The 16,782-nt window shown below is 47.2% G+C and carries 18 protein-coding genes; 10 read left to right on the plus strand and 8 right to left on the minus strand.

Annotation, left to right across the window (positions count from 1 at the left end):
• Positions 1-71 precede the first annotated feature (71 nt).
• The 3 genes from NV381_RS30280 to NV381_RS30290 all read right to left on the minus strand — a co-directional run bounded on the left by NV381_RS30280 (position 72) and on the right by NV381_RS30290 (position 3,340).
• A complete protein-coding gene (locus NV381_RS30280; protein ID WP_258217049.1) occupies positions 72-1,469 on the minus strand; it encodes an ABC transporter substrate-binding protein in 1,398 nt (465 codons plus the stop codon).
• A gap of 90 nt (positions 1,470-1,559) precedes the next feature.
• On the minus strand, positions 1,560-2,381 hold the full coding sequence (locus NV381_RS30285; protein WP_258217050.1) for a carbohydrate ABC transporter permease: 822 nt from the start codon (positions 2,379-2,381) through the stop codon (positions 1,560-1,562).
• Entirely contained in the window at positions 2,378-3,340 is a 963-nt protein-coding gene (locus NV381_RS30290) for a carbohydrate ABC transporter permease (RefSeq protein WP_258217051.1), read from the minus strand. Before NV381_RS30290 ends, NV381_RS30285 begins: the two co-directional genes overlap by 4 nt.
• A 644-nt stretch (positions 3,341-3,984) precedes the next feature.
• Here NV381_RS30290 and NV381_RS30295 point away from each other — a divergent pair.
• Together NV381_RS30295 and NV381_RS30300 are read left to right on the plus strand one after the other, a co-directional pair.
• Complete coding sequence (locus NV381_RS30295) at positions 3,985-4,398, plus strand: NUDIX hydrolase (RefSeq protein WP_258217052.1); 414 nt, start codon at positions 3,985-3,987, stop codon at positions 4,396-4,398.
• 69 nt (positions 4,399-4,467) lie between these two features.
• The gene (locus NV381_RS30300; RefSeq protein WP_258217053.1) at positions 4,468-5,046 is read left to right on the plus strand and encodes a histidine phosphatase family protein; all 579 of its coding nucleotides are present in this window, start codon (positions 4,468-4,470) and stop codon (positions 5,044-5,046) included.
• Between the two features lie 36 nt (positions 5,047-5,082).
• Here NV381_RS30300 and yqeK read toward each other — a convergent pair whose 3' ends face one another.
• The gene (gene yqeK / locus NV381_RS30305) at positions 5,083-5,718 is read right to left on the minus strand and encodes a bis(5'-nucleosyl)-tetraphosphatase (symmetrical) YqeK (RefSeq protein ID WP_258217054.1); all 636 of its coding nucleotides are present in this window, start codon (positions 5,716-5,718) and stop codon (positions 5,083-5,085) included.
• A gap of 89 nt (positions 5,719-5,807) precedes the next feature.
• On the minus strand, positions 5,808-6,593 hold the full coding sequence (locus NV381_RS30310; RefSeq protein ID WP_258217055.1) for an MBL fold metallo-hydrolase: 786 nt from the start codon (positions 6,591-6,593) through the stop codon (positions 5,808-5,810).
• Positions 6,594-6,787: 194 nt separating this feature from the next.
• On the opposite strand from NV381_RS30310, the gene NV381_RS30315 reads away from it, so the two are divergent.
• Positions 6,788-7,411: an NUDIX hydrolase gene (locus NV381_RS30315; RefSeq protein ID WP_258217056.1), complete on the plus strand. Its 624-nt coding sequence runs from the start codon at positions 6,788-6,790 to the stop codon at positions 7,409-7,411.
• 222 nt (positions 7,412-7,633) lie between these two features.
• Here the strand turns inward: NV381_RS30315 and NV381_RS30320 are convergent, their stop codons facing one another.
• Positions 7,634-8,074, minus strand: coding sequence for a DoxX family membrane protein (locus tag NV381_RS30320; RefSeq protein WP_258217057.1), 441 nt, complete (start codon positions 8,072-8,074; stop codon positions 7,634-7,636).
• A gap of 20 nt (positions 8,075-8,094) precedes the next feature.
• The gene (locus NV381_RS30325) at positions 8,095-8,892 is read right to left on the minus strand and encodes a DUF3891 family protein (RefSeq protein ID WP_258217058.1); all 798 of its coding nucleotides are present in this window, start codon (positions 8,890-8,892) and stop codon (positions 8,095-8,097) included.
• A 118-nt stretch (positions 8,893-9,010) separates the two neighbouring features.
• On the opposite strand from NV381_RS30325, the gene NV381_RS30330 reads away from it, so the two are divergent.
• Together NV381_RS30330 and NV381_RS30335 are read left to right on the plus strand one after the other, a co-directional pair.
• Positions 9,011-10,150, plus strand: coding sequence for an ATP-binding protein (locus NV381_RS30330; RefSeq protein WP_258217059.1), 1,140 nt, complete (start codon positions 9,011-9,013; stop codon positions 10,148-10,150).
• Positions 10,101-10,967, plus strand: a complete 867-nt coding sequence (locus tag NV381_RS30335; RefSeq protein WP_258217060.1) for a helix-turn-helix domain-containing protein — start codon at positions 10,101-10,103, stop codon at positions 10,965-10,967. The genes NV381_RS30330 and NV381_RS30335 overlap by 50 nt, the downstream gene beginning before the upstream one ends.
• Before the next feature lie 114 nt (positions 10,968-11,081).
• On the opposite strand, the gene NV381_RS30340 is transcribed toward NV381_RS30335, so the two are convergent.
• Positions 11,082-11,576 (minus strand): DinB family protein, encoded by a 495-nt coding sequence (locus NV381_RS30340; protein ID WP_258217061.1) that lies wholly within the window; start codon positions 11,574-11,576, stop codon positions 11,082-11,084.
• A gap of 149 nt (positions 11,577-11,725) precedes the next feature.
• On the opposite strand from NV381_RS30340, the gene NV381_RS30345 reads away from it, so the two are divergent.
• The 5 genes from NV381_RS30345 (at position 11,726) to NV381_RS30365 (ending at position 16,764) form a co-directional block, all read left to right on the plus strand.
• The gene (locus NV381_RS30345) at positions 11,726-12,748 is read left to right on the plus strand and encodes an S-layer homology domain-containing protein (RefSeq protein ID WP_258217062.1); all 1,023 of its coding nucleotides are present in this window, start codon (positions 11,726-11,728) and stop codon (positions 12,746-12,748) included.
• A gap of 80 nt (positions 12,749-12,828) precedes the next feature.
• Complete coding sequence (locus NV381_RS30350) at positions 12,829-13,386, plus strand: helix-turn-helix domain-containing protein (RefSeq protein ID WP_258217063.1); 558 nt, start codon at positions 12,829-12,831, stop codon at positions 13,384-13,386.
• Positions 13,387-13,878: 492 nt separating this feature from the next.
• On the plus strand, positions 13,879-14,874 hold the full coding sequence (locus tag NV381_RS30355; protein ID WP_258217064.1) for a Gfo/Idh/MocA family protein: 996 nt from the start codon (positions 13,879-13,881) through the stop codon (positions 14,872-14,874).
• A gap of 97 nt (positions 14,875-14,971) precedes the next feature.
• On the plus strand, positions 14,972-15,883 hold the full coding sequence (locus NV381_RS30360) for an ABC transporter permease (RefSeq protein ID WP_308862371.1): 912 nt from the start codon (positions 14,972-14,974) through the stop codon (positions 15,881-15,883).
• Positions 15,883-16,764: a carbohydrate ABC transporter permease gene (locus tag NV381_RS30365; RefSeq protein WP_258217066.1), complete on the plus strand. Its 882-nt coding sequence runs from the start codon at positions 15,883-15,885 to the stop codon at positions 16,762-16,764. Before NV381_RS30360 ends, NV381_RS30365 begins: the two co-directional genes overlap by 1 nt.
• The last annotated feature ends 18 nt before the right edge of the window (positions 16,765-16,782 follow it).

Below are 16,782 nucleotides of genomic sequence, written 5' to 3' on the forward strand. Positions count from 1 at the left end.
AAGAAGCCTCCAGCTTCCACTCTACCGTGGATTTGGAGGCTTCTTCAGTCAGGCTGGTCGACAAGACCGACTTATTTTACCGTCTTGTTGTAAGTGCCCAATTTGCCGGAAATTTCTTTTGCGGCAGCGTCCAAAGCTTCTTTCGGCTGCTTTTTACCGTTCAGCACTTCTTCAATTGCACCTTCGGTCAGCTGGCGTGCCTCAGGGAATACGCCCATTACTGCGCCTTGGGTAGCCGTGTTAGCTTTTGTAGAATGCAGTTGATCAACAGCTGTTTTCAATTGCGGATATTTAAGCAGGTTGTCTTTTACGGTTTGCTCGTCATACGCTTTTTTCGTAATCGGGAAGTAGCCGGTATTTACGTGCCAGTAAGCTTGCTGCTTAGGTTCTCCCAGGAATTTAATGAAGTCCCAAGCCGCTTTTTGCTCATCATCGGTACGGTTGTTCAAGATGTACAAGCTTGCGCCGCCGACAATAACGCCGCCGTCTTTAGCATCGGATGGCTTCGGAAGGAAGCCGGTACCTACTTGGAATTTACCTTGCGCGCCGTCTACGATACCGCGAAGGGAACCCGTGGAATCAAGCGTCATAGCAACTTGGCCTGCGATAAATGCTTTTTTTGTATCATCAGTTTTGCGTCCCAGGTTCAATGCGGATTTATCATCAACCATTTGCTTCCACCAAGCAAGAGTTTTCACGCCTGCATCGCTGTTAATCATGGACTCGGTAGCCAGACCTTTGCGGCCGTTGCCGTTATTCAGTAATTCTGCACCTTGGTTAGCGAAGAACTGCTCCATAAACCAGCCGTAAATGGCGAAGGAAGCGCCGGATTTACCGTCTTTGGTCAATGCTTTAGCTGCTTTGGCAACTTCTTCGTAGGTTGCTGGAGGTTTTTCCGGATCAAGGCCTGCTGCTTTAAACATATCTTTGTTGTAATAAAGGATTGGATTGGACGTATTGAAAGGCATCGCGTTCAGCTTGCCGTCAATTCTATAGTAGTTAAGAATGTTTTCTTCAAGCTGGGTCAGATCGTATTTATCTTGGTCAATAAATTTTTGCATAGGAGTAATTGCCTTGGAATCGATCATGAAACGGCTGCCGATTTCGAATACTTGAATGAGCGCAGGGCCGCTTTTGGAATCCATGGATGCCTTCATTTTGTTCAAGCTTTCATCGTAGGTTCCTTGGAAAACCGCTTCTACAATAACATTTTTCTGGGATGCGTTATAGTCGGTAACCAGCTTGTCGATTGCTTTGCCGAGCTCACCGCTCATCGAATGCCACCAAATGACCTTTACCGGCCCCTTACTGCTAGTTGTTGGTGCAGGTGCTGCTGCATCTTTGTTTCCACTGCTCGCTGCAGGCTGGTTTCCGGTATTGCCGCATGCTGCCAAAAGCACCATCATAACCGCCATACACAACGTGATCAGGCTCTTGATATTGATTCTTTTCAAAGTGGTGCTTTTCATTTGTAAGGTTCGCTCCCTTTAATTTGTAGTTGAGTAAATCTATATAGAGCGCCTAAGCCTACCGGCGCATAATAATCTCAGTGCAGCCGGTCAGCCTTTGACTGCACCCGCAGTAATGCCGCGGACAAGCTGCTTGATTCCAAGCGCGAGCAGCAGTAAGGAGGGCAGCAGCACTAAAGTAACTCCAGCCAGTACGAGATTCCACGAGGTCATTTCCTCGAATTGCAGCATGCTGATGCCGATCTGTACGGTGCGCATCTTTTCTCCATTAGTGATGAGCAATGGCCACAGGTACATATTCCAATGAGTCAGGAAGGAATACACCCCAAGTGTGGCTAAAGCCGGTCGGGACAATGGCAGCACCAGTCGGAAAAAGCTCCGAATATGTCCGCATCCATCTATTTTCGCTGCCTCGAACAATTCACTCGGTAATTGAAGGAAGAATTGGCGAAGCAGGAAGGTTCCAAAAGCGGAAGCAAGGAAAGGGATGATCAGTCCTTCGTAGCTATCCAGCCAACCCCAGCTTTTAATGGTTAAATAGTTCGGAATCATAGTGACTTCCCAAGGGATCATCATGGTGGAGAGGAACAGGGCGAACAGTACCGTTTTACCAGTGAATCTTAAAAAAGCAAACGCATAAGCGGCCAAGCTTGCCGTTAATATTTGTCCTATCATAATGGCAGTCGAGATCATGAAGCTGTTCGTAATGAATTTGAAGATCGGGACAAGCTTCGCCACCTGCAGAAGGTTCTCCCAATACAGCCCTCCAGGAATCAGCTTAGGAGGATAGGATGATGATTCGGCCTGCGTCATGAAGGTAGCGGAGAAGGTAAATAATATGGGATACAGCATCAGCGCAGCGGCAATCCCGAGAACGATGTAAATGGTCGTATTTTGCAAACGTGAGGTCATTGATAATGCACCTTCTTTTCAAAAACTTTGAACTGAAGAAGGGTCAGAACCAGGATGATTGCGAACAGCACGAGCGCCTGAGCGCTCCCGATACCGAAGCGGAAGTTAATGAATGCATCCTGATAAATGTTGTACACGACTACATCCGTCGTATTCATGGGGCCGCCTCGCGTCAAGATGTGGATTTGCCCGAATGATTGGAATGCACCGATCACCGATACAATGAAAACAAAGAATAGTGTTGGCGATACCAGGGGCAGTGTCAGCTGGACGAAGGTGCGTACAGGACCGGATCCGTCGATTTTGGCACTATCATAGATATCTTCAGACACCCCCTGAAGTCCGCTCAGCAGCACAATGTAATTGAAGCCGAGATTCATCCAGACGGTCATGATGGATATGGAGACCAACGCCCATGCAGGGTCCGTCAACCATCCGATAGGCTGGATACCGACGAGGCTTAGAAAATAATTTAAAATTCCTACACTCGGGTGATACAGCATCATCCAGATGACGGAGCCGGTTCCAACGGAAATGGCAATGGGCAAGGAGAAAATGAATTGAAAAGCGCGCATGCCACGAAGCTTGTTATGGGTCAAGGCAGCCAGCAATAGTGCTATGAGGATGCAGGTAGGCACAGTCAGCAGAGTGAAGGATAAAGTCACTTTCAAGCTTTGATAGAACTTCTCAGATAGAAATAATTCCTGAAAGTTTTCGAGCCCTACGTAAGCGGCAATACGTCCTCGCGGGTCAGTCAAATGCAGACTTAAATATACGGATTTAACCAATGGATAAAAAAGAAAGATGCCGAACAGCAGAAGAGACGGGGCGAGAAACAAGCAGGCGAGCAGATTCTCTCTGAACCGCAAATTGCGGAGGCTTTGAGCCTTGGTCAGGTGCTGCCGCGCATTTGCTTCTGTGGGTGACGGCAACCCGAGGTCTTGTTTTAACAGACTCATTGCGTGTTCACTCCTTACGGTTTTCACTTGGCTCATGGTGTAAATACCGGATGTTTGTTTGGCCCCCATGATTGCAGGGGTTGACTTAGTCAGTATAACGGACATATGTAAACCAAGAGTTAAGGGGATGTGAAGTTATCATGGAGTAAGGGCTTTCCCTTTACAAAATATCCATATCATTAAGGGGGCAGCGGAGTGGTAATGAGATAGGGAGCAGGAGAAAATTTTTAACCTAGTCAATTATTATGGTATTATATGGGTAACTTATGACCTCGAAAAATGGACAAGCAGCATATCATAGTGGGGTGAAGAACCATATTATTCGGAGACCCGAGTAGAGGTACGGTTATCATTGCCTGAAAATGTCGATTATTATAAGAAGCTTCAATATCAGATTATTAGTGAGCAGAGCTATCCGAACGGCGAAGACAGCTGGTATACGATGAGCAAATCGGTATGAGCTGCTAAGTCAAGGAAAGGAATAAAGGTTTCCAGCAAGTCCATGCAGAAATATAAATGGATTGCAGGTTTGGCGGGCATGGGATGTGTCATCATTTTATAAATGTACTTGCATCTGCGTATTTGGACCAAGCGAAAGCTTACGATGCAAGCTTTCCATATGGAAAGCTCTAAGGAGAGCGGAAATGAAAGTATACGGAGTAAAGGTTGTAGCCTTGTATAAAAACAAACTGGTTATTGTTAAGCAGTTTAGGGAAGGGAAGAAGAGATTCACTTATGAGCTTCCCGGAGGGAGAATAGAAAATAACGAGGATTTAAAAGAAGGAGCGCGCAGGGAATTAAGCGAGGAGACGGGCTTGGTTGCAGGCAGCTTAATAGAACTGGGAACGTTCAGCATTCCCAAAAGTCCGGTAGTCATTACGCTGTTTTTCACAAACGATATCGTTGAATTACAGAATCAACAGCTCGATAAGGACGAGGACATCCATGTTCTGTTTATAGATGTCGCGGAGGCGTTTGCCCATGTTGCCAGCGGGAAGTGGCAGGATACGAGGCTCGGCTTCGGTTTGGTTCTGGCCAGGTCTAACGGACTGCTTTAAGCAGCCAGTTTGACGGCCTGGATCAGTAAAAGTATGCAGCAGTAAATGGGTGAAGGAGGGTCTACACATATGGGTACCACTATTTATATGGTCAGGCATGCAGAGTCGCCATTTTCGATCGAAAATGAAAGGGTTCGTGAATTATCTCCCAAAGGCCGGGCGGATGCTGAGGCTGTAACCAATATTATGCTTCAGCAAAATATACAAGCTATCGTATCGAGTCCTTATAGAAGAGCTATCCAAACCGTTGAAGGGCTGGCCAAACAATTAGGGCTTGAGATTGAGATCGAAGAGGATTTAAGGGAGAGGCTTCTTGCTGATAGCTATTATCCAATGGAGGATCAGGATTTCATGCCGACGATAGAGAGGGTGTTCAAAGAACCGAGCTTTGCCATGCCCGGCGGCGAATCGAATGAAGCTTCTCAGAAAAGAAGTATTTCCGCTTTGCAGCAGGTAATGAAGAGGCATAAGGGCAAAAACATAGCTGTCGGCACCCACGGAAATATTATGACGGTGATGATGAACTATTTTGACAGCAGCTATGGGTTGGAATTTTGGAAGCAGACGAGCAAGCCGGATATATATAAGCTGCAGTTTGACAACAGGGATCAATTGATTGAGGTACGCCGATTATGGGAACTAGCCTAAGCTCCTTGTTGTTCACACCCTTGCACACCTCTAACTTTAATCCCTCCTTAAGCGTAAAGATGTCACGAGATCTGTATGAGCATCGATAAGCCAAGGATGGACTACCTTCAAATGCTCTCTGCGACTCCACAAATATTCGATATAGACATAAACCCCATGCTCCAAGCTGATATCCAGCTGACTTAGCAGCTCTGCCAAGTAAGGCGGCTGGCCGGATTGATCCCATTCAATTTTATCCGCAATAAAAACAATTTTATCCAGCAAGGTGCTTGGGGCTTTCAAGGTTGTGTGGCATTCGATGGCTTCAAGTACCGGAGTAAGCTCAACGCCGAATACTTGCTCAGCAATGACCCGCGAAAGCTTCTGATGGATGATCATCGGGAAACTCTCTTCTTCAGGTAAAATGTCGAGGTTCCATTCCCGAGCTGCATCGATTCTTTGATTATTAGGTATAATGGCGCTAATATCATGCAAAAAGCCTGCCGCGCGCGCTTGATCTGCATCACATCCAAAGCGTGCGGCCAGACGTCCTGCTTCATATCCAACCTTTAAACAGTGTTCAGCCGTATGCGGGTGATTATGTAGTCTTAGAAAGCTGCTGACATCCTCCTCCAAATCTCCGGAGAAAGTCATAGAGCTTTTCATTTGCTGCAGCAGCGGATGCAGGTACATGTGATTTTCACCTCTTACTTAGTGTATTTTCATTATCATACCACATCTGTCTGAAGCCCCACTCAGTTGTTCAGTTACCGTCACATCTGCTAGTTCAAATCTAATTTCATCCCGGTTACGGCTAATGTGACTCTTGCAGGCAGCTTATAGTCGGTTCGGAAATCTACACCGTGAGACATATGCGTGAACAAGGCGCGATCCGGGTTGGTCTCCTCGAGTAGTTCCAGGGCTTCGACCATATCATACACGGAACGGGTTGCCAGATCGACAGGCTCCTTATAATAATTGGTCCCTAGTATAAGCAGCTGCAGCCCGAACATAGGGGCTTTTTCTTCGGCATTCAGATTAATTGAATCCGGGCAGTAGGCCCAACTGTAAGAAGATGGTTTCGTCCTATCGAATCGATAAGCATAGGAATAGCCATTTTTCCCATGGCATACTTTCCACGGCTGAATGCGCCAGTTTCCCCAATCCATTCCAGCGCTGCAATCGTGGAAAATCAATTGATTTTCCAGCCACGGAAACTGTTTGCGGAGCGTTTGCAGCACATCAGCAGGTGCATATACATGTCCTTTCTTTCTCAGCCAGCGGCAGGCATCGGCCCATTCAGGGAGTCCGGCAATATGGTCGAAATGGGCGTGTGTAATCAGCACATGTCCGATGAATCTTTTATCCAAAAGCTCCATCTGAGTTCTCCATTCCGGTCCGCAATCGATTAGGAGCTCACCCTCAGCTGCTTCCAGCATCGCAGACGACCGAAATCGGCGGTTCAAGCCGGTCGTTCTAGCCTCCGAGCATACTTCGCAAGAGCAATACACCCTTGGAACCCCCATGGAATCACCCGTACCCCATAATATTAATGTATCTTTATTCATAGTTATGTCGCTCCATAGAATCTGACATTTTACATCTAAAAGAATAGCAGGAAACGAATGCGCCAACAAGCAGCATTACTCTATTTTTGTTCAGAAGTGTTGACGCTGGTTGATTGTGAAATTACAATAAATACCAGGCAACATTAGTATCTGGACTAGCCTTACAACATAAGTAGTTAAGGGAGGATAATCATATGGCAGAGGATACACGGGGTATCGAATGGGCAAAGAAAATTCAGGCTATAGCCCAAGCGGGCTTAACCTATACTCAAAATGTTTATGATGTGGAACGATATGAGCAGTTGAGGGCACTTAGCGTAGAAATGATGGCGGCTTATTCAGGCTTGGAAATAGAGCGGGTGGCAGGACTTTTTGCCAACGAGATCGGTTATGCTACTCCGAAGGTTGATGTAAGGGGCGTGGTAATCCAAGATGGCCGGGTGCTGTTGGTTAAAGAAGTGAATGATGGCTGCTGGTCTCTTCCCGGCGGTTGGGCGGATATTGGATTGTCGCCTCGGGAGAATGTAGTTAAAGAAATAAAGGAAGAGTCAGGCTACGAGGTTACGCCTGTCAGACTGTTGGCGGCGCTTGACCGCAATCTGCACGCGCATACGCCGCTTGCTTATCACGTGTACAAGCTGTTCATTCAGTGTGAACTGATCGGCGGGGAACCACAGGCGAGTGTTGAGACGAGTGAAATCGGCTTTTTCGGTGAGGATGAGCTTCCACCATTGTCAGTCGATCGAGTGACGGAGTCGCAAATGCGCATGCTGTTCAAGCGCGTTCGTGAGTCGGCCGCGGAGACAATATTCGATTGATTCGCGAGTGAGCTCTGAGCACAAGCTCGGCTCTTGAAGTGGAAATCAGGTAAGGAAGGAGTGACATGATGGCCGCTTATGCACAATCTGGTGTTGTGATGGCGCTACTGATAGGGATCGGCTTGCTGTTTATTGGACGGACAAAATCCCGTCAGCCGCGCAGCCTGAATAGTAGACTAGCGCGATGGACAGGATATGCACTCATTGTCATGACGATTTTTCTTATTGTTGTTGGGATCCTTCAGTATTTGGCTGAGAGATCACATAGCTATGGTCATTAGGCATATTTGCATAAAACAAGGGCAGGAAAGAATAACGGTACGCGAATGCCAAGTAAAGTACAAGGGCAAGCAGTAGGGCGCCGACCCAGATCAACGGCTTATCATGGAGCAGATGCATCCAGAAAATGTTGACGACAACGGGGCCAATAAGCAGGATGGCGGCAGGAACGAACCAACCGAAGAGCAGGAGTACTCCCGCTGTCATTTCGGTTGCCTTAACCAATGGATACAGGTAGCCCGTGTCGATAAGAAATCCAGTTGCTTTCTGGTTCACAGGCATAAAGGGCTGTTTGCCGGCCTGGATCAGGAAGCCGTTGACGGCTCCTGCGATGAAGATCATACCAAGCAGAATTCGGACAATTGTTACTGAAATCTCGAACATGGTGCTTATCTCCTTCTCTCTTATGGCACAATCATAATCGCAGACTCGATAACCGGTGTTTGACTATAAGCTGCATACAGGCCCTCTTGATTGATCAGCTCTTTGGGCACCTCCCTGCGCTTCCACATCATCTCAAATGGATTCGTGAACGGGAAAGGAGAAATGCGGACCGAATCTGCGGATATCCAAGACGGCTGCAGAGGCTCATCGGACTCTGTCCCTTTATTGGGAGAATCCGCGCGCATGGTCGTCCGGTATGCAGCCTGCAGGCTATTCGTGCGACTCGCTCCATCCGTAATGCAAAGCCAGAGGGAGAGCTCATCCATCGCTTGCAGCCACTTCAAGTGGAGATGAAGCAGTGCGAGGGACTGTCCGGAATGGCAACCGAGTTTGTCGGTGAGCCGCTTCGACCGCTCCTTCTCGGCCAGGATGAAAACTTGGGCCTTGGGAGAAACGCCACCCACCAGATTCGAAACCGTCTCTGGCCGAAAAGAAGTATAATGCATGCTGCAGAGCATCGCCGCGTATTCGCTATGTTCTTCTATCTCCGCAAGCCCTCTTGTATAATGCGGCAGCCTTATCATCAATGGATAATCGGCGACAGAGAATGGGCGGCCCCTTCCATCGTTCCAGATCGGCACCTCGTCCAAATCGATCCAAGCTCGGTCATGTTCTTTTACCGCGTAATTGAATTCCTCGCGCCGAGTATCTTCCGGAAATACGCTATCCCTCAGATGCAGCGCCATTTGTCCAGCTAGATTGGCATGATCGTCGTTCGTCGTGAGGACGAAACGGTCTTGTTTTTCCGCAACCAGCATCGAAAACTTCCTCTCATTATGTTTTGCAGTACTGATAATAAAGTAGCATCGCAAATTCGTTTTGGATAGTATACGATCGTATAAGGAGTGAAGGCGATTTATGAGCGAGGAGGGATGAATGATGGATAGCTGGGGGACGGAAGCAGAGAAGCTGGAAGCTTCAACATTCATCGGGAGAGAGTCGGAGCAAGCAAAAATGCTGAAATATCTTAAGAGTGGGGAACAAGCCGCTCCGCTGTTGAACATATATGGAACCGGCGGCGTAGGGAAAAGTCGGTTGGTTCGTCAATACGGCTGTCTGGCTCGGGGGGAAGGCGCGGTTTTTGTACTTGCCGACTTTCGTAATGTGGCGTCAGCGCCAGAGGACTTCGAAGCGTTTCTGAAAGGCGAGCTGGGAGAAAGCGACCGCAATCCGGTAAATGTGATGAACGAGATAGCCGCCAAGAGCAAGGTTGTGCTCGCTTTGGACTCATATGAGAGAGCGGCTGCATTGGATCAATGGTTACGCGAATCGTTCATTTCTCAGCTCGCCAAGGGAATTGTCATAGTTATTTCCGGGCGCTATCCGTTGGATGGAGAATGGTTGAGGTCATCGTTCTGGCGTCAGCGCATTGAGACGCAGCCCCTTAGAGGGTTTACAGACCTGGAGGTTCGGCAGTTTCTTGGCAAGCATGGGATGACTGATGAGGTGTACTTATCGAAGGTAGCGGCATGGTCCAAAGGCTTGCCACCCGCTTTGAGCCTTTTGCCGCCGACGGAACCACGGGAAGCCTGGCCGGATTTGGGTCGTTTATCCGGCCAATGGCTGTGGGAAACGATGGACGGGTCGCTTCGCCGGTGGACGGAATACGCCTCAGTTACGCGGATTTTCAATCAGGAGATGCTGGGGCGGATTAGCGGCAGCGCTCCATCGGAAGAAGAGTTCGAAGCGTTAACCCGGTTGTCATTCATATCCGATTCCCAAAGAGGCTGGTACGTACAGGAAGGCATTCGGGAGGCCGGCCGTTCAGGCATCGTTTCGCAAAAGCAAACCGGACACATACGCGGAATGCCGCAGACGGTGTATGGAGTATTATTTGGAGCTGGTGAAAAAGAGGACGCGAGAGAACGCAGGTTGGATGCTGCAGGAGCTAATCTTCCATTTATCCGATTCTATGATCCGCTCCATCGCTATGAAGGATATCTCTTCTTGCAATGTGTTGGAAACGTTGAGCGCAAGCAACTTTCACGAAGTATGCGCTTTTCTGGAACGGCGTAGAGTAGCTCCGGCCAAGAAGGAGAACCGCTACTTCGACCACGAGAGTGATGCAATCTACACATTGGAAATGTCGCATGAGGAGGATGCCCTGCGGGCGAGCTTGGTCGATCCGGCAGACTGGCTGGCGCTTGGATTGGACTCGGTTAAGCTGCTGCGGAGCCCAAGCGGCTCTATGATAGGCTTATTGGCTGTCATTCCGATTCATCGGCAAACGCTCGATTATTTAAGCGAAAGTGTTGTCACGAGAGCGTACTTTCAGACTTTATCTGTGGAAGAGCGCTTGGCGTTATCTGTACCGCGTGAAAATCCTGCGGGGTGGTACGTCCGCATGCTGGACGTAGCCGATCCGGCGGATGCTATTGCCCGGTCGGAGCTGATGAACGCGGCGCTCGGTTATTTCGCATTCGGTGGCAAAGTACTGCTATCCACATACGTGCCGTTTTACCAGGAGTATCTGCGAAGGCTGGGTTTTGAGGAGGTACCCGGCGCCGCGCATCACGACTATGGAGATAATCGCCTGGCACCGACATTTCTGCTCGATCTTAGCGGGGAGGGCTGGTGGCGTTGGCTCACCCGTATATCCTCCCAGAATGGCCAAGCCATCGCAGTTCCGCAGTCTCTTCCGTTTCGGCTTACGGGCAGGGAAACCGACATCGCCCGCCTGCTCTTCCAAGGCTATACGAATCCTGAAATGGCCAAACAATTGTTCGTCAGCGAGGTAACCGTGAAAAAATACGTGTCCCAGCTGCTAAGCAAATCGGGATGCAGAAACCGGTCCCAATTGGTTCGTATGCTAATGGCTTTTGATTTTCAGTAGACGTTCAAATCATCTGCGCTATGCCCGGATGCAAACGTTTAGTCGCAGAGAACCGGCGGTTATACCGATACCCTGCGACTTTATGATGCGTATAGGATCGAGAACGTTAGTTCATTAGAATTGCTCGTCGGCCGTAGGACCGTAGAGGCCCGGCACCGGAACATCGAGCAGCCGCAAATAAACCCCGAGCTGAGCCCGATGATGGACCATATGGCTCAATCCGAAAGTGCGAAACGCGATCGCACGCGGTTGACGGAGAATGATATGGTCGCCATGGCGCAACGTCCATTCCTCGCCGAGCGATTTCTCGTCGCATTCGGCGATCAGCTTCTCCAGCTTGCTGATGTTCGCGTCGAACTCCTCCAGCACGTCCGCACGTCGTTCCAAAGCCTCCCGTCGCAGCGGTACGGTCGAAAGATCGAACTCCGGATACTGAAAAATAGCGATTTGCCAGTTCAGCAGGTTGATCAGGTGCGTGGCGAGCCCGCCCAGCGTCATCGATTTCTCGTGCGGCTTCCACGCCATATGCTCCTCGGGCAAGCGCTCGAGGATGCGGCGCGTAGTGGTCAGCTCGTGCATGGCGTCGCCGATGATCAGTTGTTTGGTCATAGATTCCTCTCCTCCCTTATGTGGCTAGCATACTACAAACTCGGACGAGTGGAAAGTTTTTCCGTATTCAATGGGGGATTTCCAACTTTTATTGGAACTAATCGACAAACTTCTGCGTCTACAATGAAAAGGAACGGAGGGTATCTGGCATGGAATTAACCGTATTCAAAAAGTGTTTGATCATCATGACCACAATCACTACATTAGCGTCTCCAATAACAGCATCTGCAGAACGGACATCCTTTGTGGATGTGAACAGTTCAAACAGCTATGATTCATACATCCAAAGCCTTATGCAAAAAGGGGTAATCGATGGAAAAGAGGCTGGAACGTTTGCACCTCGCGATGCAATAACACGTGCAGAGTTTCTAAAGATGATTGTGGTTGGCTTTCAATTGTCACTGGATAGAGGACATTTTCATTTTTTCGACCTGGATGGGCATTGGGCAGCGCAGTACGTACAAACAGCTTGGAACCATGGAATTATTGAAGGAACGGCTGAGTATAGGTTCACTCCAGATGCTTTCATTAGACGTGACGAGGCTGCCGTCATTATTTGGAGGCTGCTTCAACAGAAGGGGGTAAAACCATCCGAGCAAAATTTTGCATCAGCGGTTCCTTTAGAGGATTGGGCGAGAGAAGGCGTTACCCAATGTTTGGCCAAAAACTTATTTGGTATTCCCTTTTCATCAGGTACGTTGCAGGATGCATTGAGCCGAGAACAAGCTGCCGCATTAATAGATACATCCATGAAAATTTCAAATCAGCAACTTTATTCTGATCCGAAGGGTCAAGCTCCAAGTGAGATTTATGAAAATACTCAATACGGTTTCTCTCTTAAAATCCCCAAAAGCTGGGAAGGCAAATATGATATAACAGATACCGCACCTACCTCAGCAGGACATAATATAGACTTTATTAATAAATCAACTAAATATGGAATCCTATTCACGATCTCTGTATGGTCTAAAAAGTTTTGGGAAGAAAACAAGGAAGAAATTAACGGGCAAATTCGTGCAACGAAAATCGGAGAAAAAGGCGACCAAGTATACGTGTTTCATACGCCAACTGACGTTCAATACGATCCAGCCGATGAAAAGTCAATGGCAGACTACCTGAGTATGTTTAAGGATGTAGAAGCAATTAAAGGCTCTTTTGAGAAAGGCTATTAGCATACATTCTCCTTGACTAATTCTACTGTGTATAGTTAAGATAAACATAGTTGAACAAAATTAAATTGGGAGATAAAACTATGATGGATTTGGGGAATAAAATTAAAAAGCTGCGAACCGAGCAAAACCGGAATTTGCTTGATATAGCGAATGCATGCGGATTTTCGAAAAGCCTGTTATCCAAGATCGAGAATGGGAAAACAGTGCCCCCCATTTCAACCTTGATGAAGATTGCAGATGCATTGGGTACGAAGGTTTCTATTTTGTTGGATGACCAGCAGCGGTCTGGAACCATCTATACAACCAAAGAGATGAGCCACTCCAAGATGGTCAAAACCGATAAAGGCTACTCCTTTTTCACATTTGCTGTTGAACGAAGCGAGAAGCTGATGCAGCCGTTTCTTTTTGTTTCACGGAAGGAAGAGCATGATAGTAAAAATATTTACAGCCATAATGGAGAAGAATTTATATTTATTCTGGAAGGCGAGATGCGGTACAAGGTTGGCAGCGTGGAGTATACGTTGAAGCCGGGCGATAGCCTGTACTTTGATTCCATTGAAAAGCATACGCTAAGCCCTATTACCGATGAGGTGAAATACGTGGCTGTGTTTACCCAATCCAAGCCGAGCGACAGCTAGGGCAGCGTGTACGACTTATAGAGATACTGACATCATAGGGCAGCCCCACAGCAGGCTCGTTTATTCAAGGGTAAAACAGAACCTACTGTTTATCCTTTTTTTTGCATATATAGAATTTATATGTTCTGGGGCTCCCCGCAAAGTATCTGAATCAACTTCGAAGCAAGACCCCACTTTGTGGGGATATTTTATTTCAAGAAAGCGATTGCATTACCAAAAAAAGTATTGTACAATAACCTCAAGTCAACTAAGTTGAATTAAATACAACAATGTTAAACAATTATAAATATTGTTGAAGAAGATCTGAATTTGTAGATTACGATAGTCTACCGAGGAGGGGATTTGCAACTACTTTCGAATCAGACATGTTGGAAAACGTAGAGTGGGGCGCAGTATTAACTTCGTGAGGATATTGGAGTACAGGAGCTAGGATTATTTTGATAACGCTTACATTTTATTTTTTTATTAATAACGAGGAGTGGACTAACGAAAATGAAAAAGTACAAAGTAGGTATTGTGGGCGCTGGTGGCGTTACTGAATTGCATTTCGTGGGGTATAAGGAGCATCCGGAACGGATCGAGATAACGGCACTTTGCGACCCGAACCCTGAAGCATTGCATGCCAAAGCTGATAAGTATGGGGTTCCTCAGCGGTTTACAGACTTGCAGGATTTTATTCAAAACAGCGGTATTGATGTGGCTGTGGTGTGTACGCCGACCTCCATCCGTAAACAAATTGTGTTCCCATTGCTGGAAGCGGGCTTGCCTGTATTCGTTGAAAAGCCTTTTTCCGACACACTGGCGGAAGCGACAGAAATTACAGAGAAGGCGCAGCAGCTTGGCGTACCGATTTCCATAAACCAGAACTTCAGACGGCATTTCCCATTCGAGCTCATCAAGAACAAGATTGCAGAAGGAATCATCGGTAAGGTAACCTCCATTTTGTTCACAAACCTCTTCTTCAGGCAGGATGTAGGCTGGCGGCTGGAATGCGAGCGCAATGCGCTGTCGGTAATGGGCATTCACTGGTTCGACGGGTTCAGACAAATTCTTGGCTCCGAGGCTGTGTCTGTCGTATGCCAGAATCGTTCCTCATCTGCTATCCATTGTGTAGGAGAGACGGATGCTACCGTTCAGGTCGTATTTGAAAATAATGCTGTAGCGACGTATGTTCAAAGCTTTTCTTCCACCATCAACCGGACGGAAATGATCGTAATCGGCGAGACAGGTACAATTGTAACGCTTTACAACAAAGTGGACCTGTATCGTAAAGGGGAGAAAGCTCCGTCAGAAACCTGGGATAATCAAGTTTCCAGAGAAGTAGCTACTTATGAAGGATTAAATCATTTGCTGACTTCCCTGGAGACTGGAGTTGAAGCGCCTAATAGCTCAAGAGATAACCTGAACACCATCTCCATTCTCGATGCAGCCTATGTTTCTGCGAACGAGCAGCGTATTGTTCAGTTGAAGCACGGTGTCGTGGTTTGATGCAGTGAACGATACTTAAATATGATTGAAGTGGAAGGTAGTGCATATGGATACACATTCGGCTGCTTTGCAATCGTCCGTCACTCTGGATAAGAAGATGAAACGACGAACTCTCTTCTCTGATTTAAGACGTGACAAGTACCTTTATATGCTGGTTTTACCTGGCGTGCTTTTCTTTATTCTTTTTAAATACGTCCCTATGTGGGGAATCATTATAGCCTTCCAGGAATATTCCCCATATGCGGGGGTTTGGAATAGCGATTGGGTAGGGTTGGAGCACTTCATCCGTTTTTTTTCTAATCCCGATTTCCTGCTAATCTTCCGCAATACGATGGTGATCAGTTTGTTGAATCTGGTTTTCTTTTTCCCGCTGCCGATCATCCTGTCCCTGCTGTTGAATGAAGTGAATAACCAGTTTTTCAAAAGCATCCTGCAATCGATTGTTTACCTGCCGCATTTCTTGTCCTGGGTCATTATTGTAGGGATATCCTTCCTGCTCTTGTCCCAGTCCTCAGGAGTCGTCAACATGATGATGGTATCGCTGGGATTTCCCAAATACGATTTTCTCACGAATACGGACACTTTCTGGGGCATGCTCGTTGCACAAAATATATGGAAGGAAACCGGTTGGGGAACAATCATCATACTGGCGGCTATCACGGCTGTTGACCCCCAATTATACGAAGCGGCCAAGATGGACGGAGCCAACCGGTGGCTACAGGCTTGGCATGTGACATTGCCGGGAATTCGAAGCGTAATTCTGGTTCTACTCATCTTAAGGCTCGGACATATAATGGATGTCGGATTCGAGCAGGTATTCCTGATGAATAACGGAGCTGTAGCCCAATATGCGGATGTTTTTGAAACCTATGTGTACCGTAACGGTATTCAGAGCGGACAATTCAGCTACAGTACAGCAGTCGGCTTGTTCAAATCAGTGGTAGGACTTGTGCTCGTTGTTTTGGCGAATAAGCTGGCCAAACGGATTGGCGAGGAAGGAGTCTACTAATGAAGGAAAGCTTTGGAGGACGACTATTTAATAGTGTGAATACGTTTGTATTGATTGTTATTGGATTAATCACCTTATTTCCCTTGTACTACGTATTTATCGTTTCTTTCACCGATCCCCAGGAATATTTGCAGAAAAGCGGCTTTGTTTTATTTCCTCAGAACTGGTCGCTTGGATCTTACCGTTATTTATTAGATACGGATGCTTTTAAAAACGCTACATTGGTCAGCACATTCCTTGCAACTGTGGGAACGGGTTTAAGCTTGGTTTTTACATCTGCCATGGCGTTTGGTATGTCCCGAAAAAGATTAAGAGGCAGAAAGCTTTTGATGCTGATGGTCTTATTGACGATTTTGTTCAACGCGGGGATTATTCCGAATTACATTATTGTCCGTGACTTGGGAATGATCAACAGCATATGGGCGTTAATTATTCCGGTATTGATCAGCGGATGGAATGTCATTCTAATGAAAAGCTTCTTTGACAGCATTCCGGCGGAGCTTGAGGACGCTGCCATGATTGACGGCTGTAATGATATAGGAACGTTCTTCCGCATTGTGCTTCCGCTGTCGGCTCCTGCTCTGGCTGCATTCGGATTGTTTTATGCGGTCGGTTATTGGAATACCTTCTTCAATGCTATTTTGTTCATTAATGATTATACGAAAGTGCCTTTACAAGTTTTATTGAGGACTATGCTGATCGATTCGGAAACCTCAACAGGAGGGGCGTCGGCAGCTGAGATGGTGTCGGAAAATCAACTGCCTAAACAAACTATTAAAATGGCAGCCGTTGTCATTGCTACGCTTCCTATTCTGGCAGTTTATCCTTTTTTGCAAAAGCACTTCGCCAAAGGCGTTATGCTCGGTTCGGTCAAAGGCTGACCGCAGCCCATATTAATG

Source organism: Paenibacillus radicis (ex Xue et al. 2023) (assembly GCF_024722015.1).
In the GTDB taxonomy this organism is placed as follows: Bacteria; Bacillota; Bacilli; order Paenibacillales; family NBRC-103111; genus Paenibacillus_S.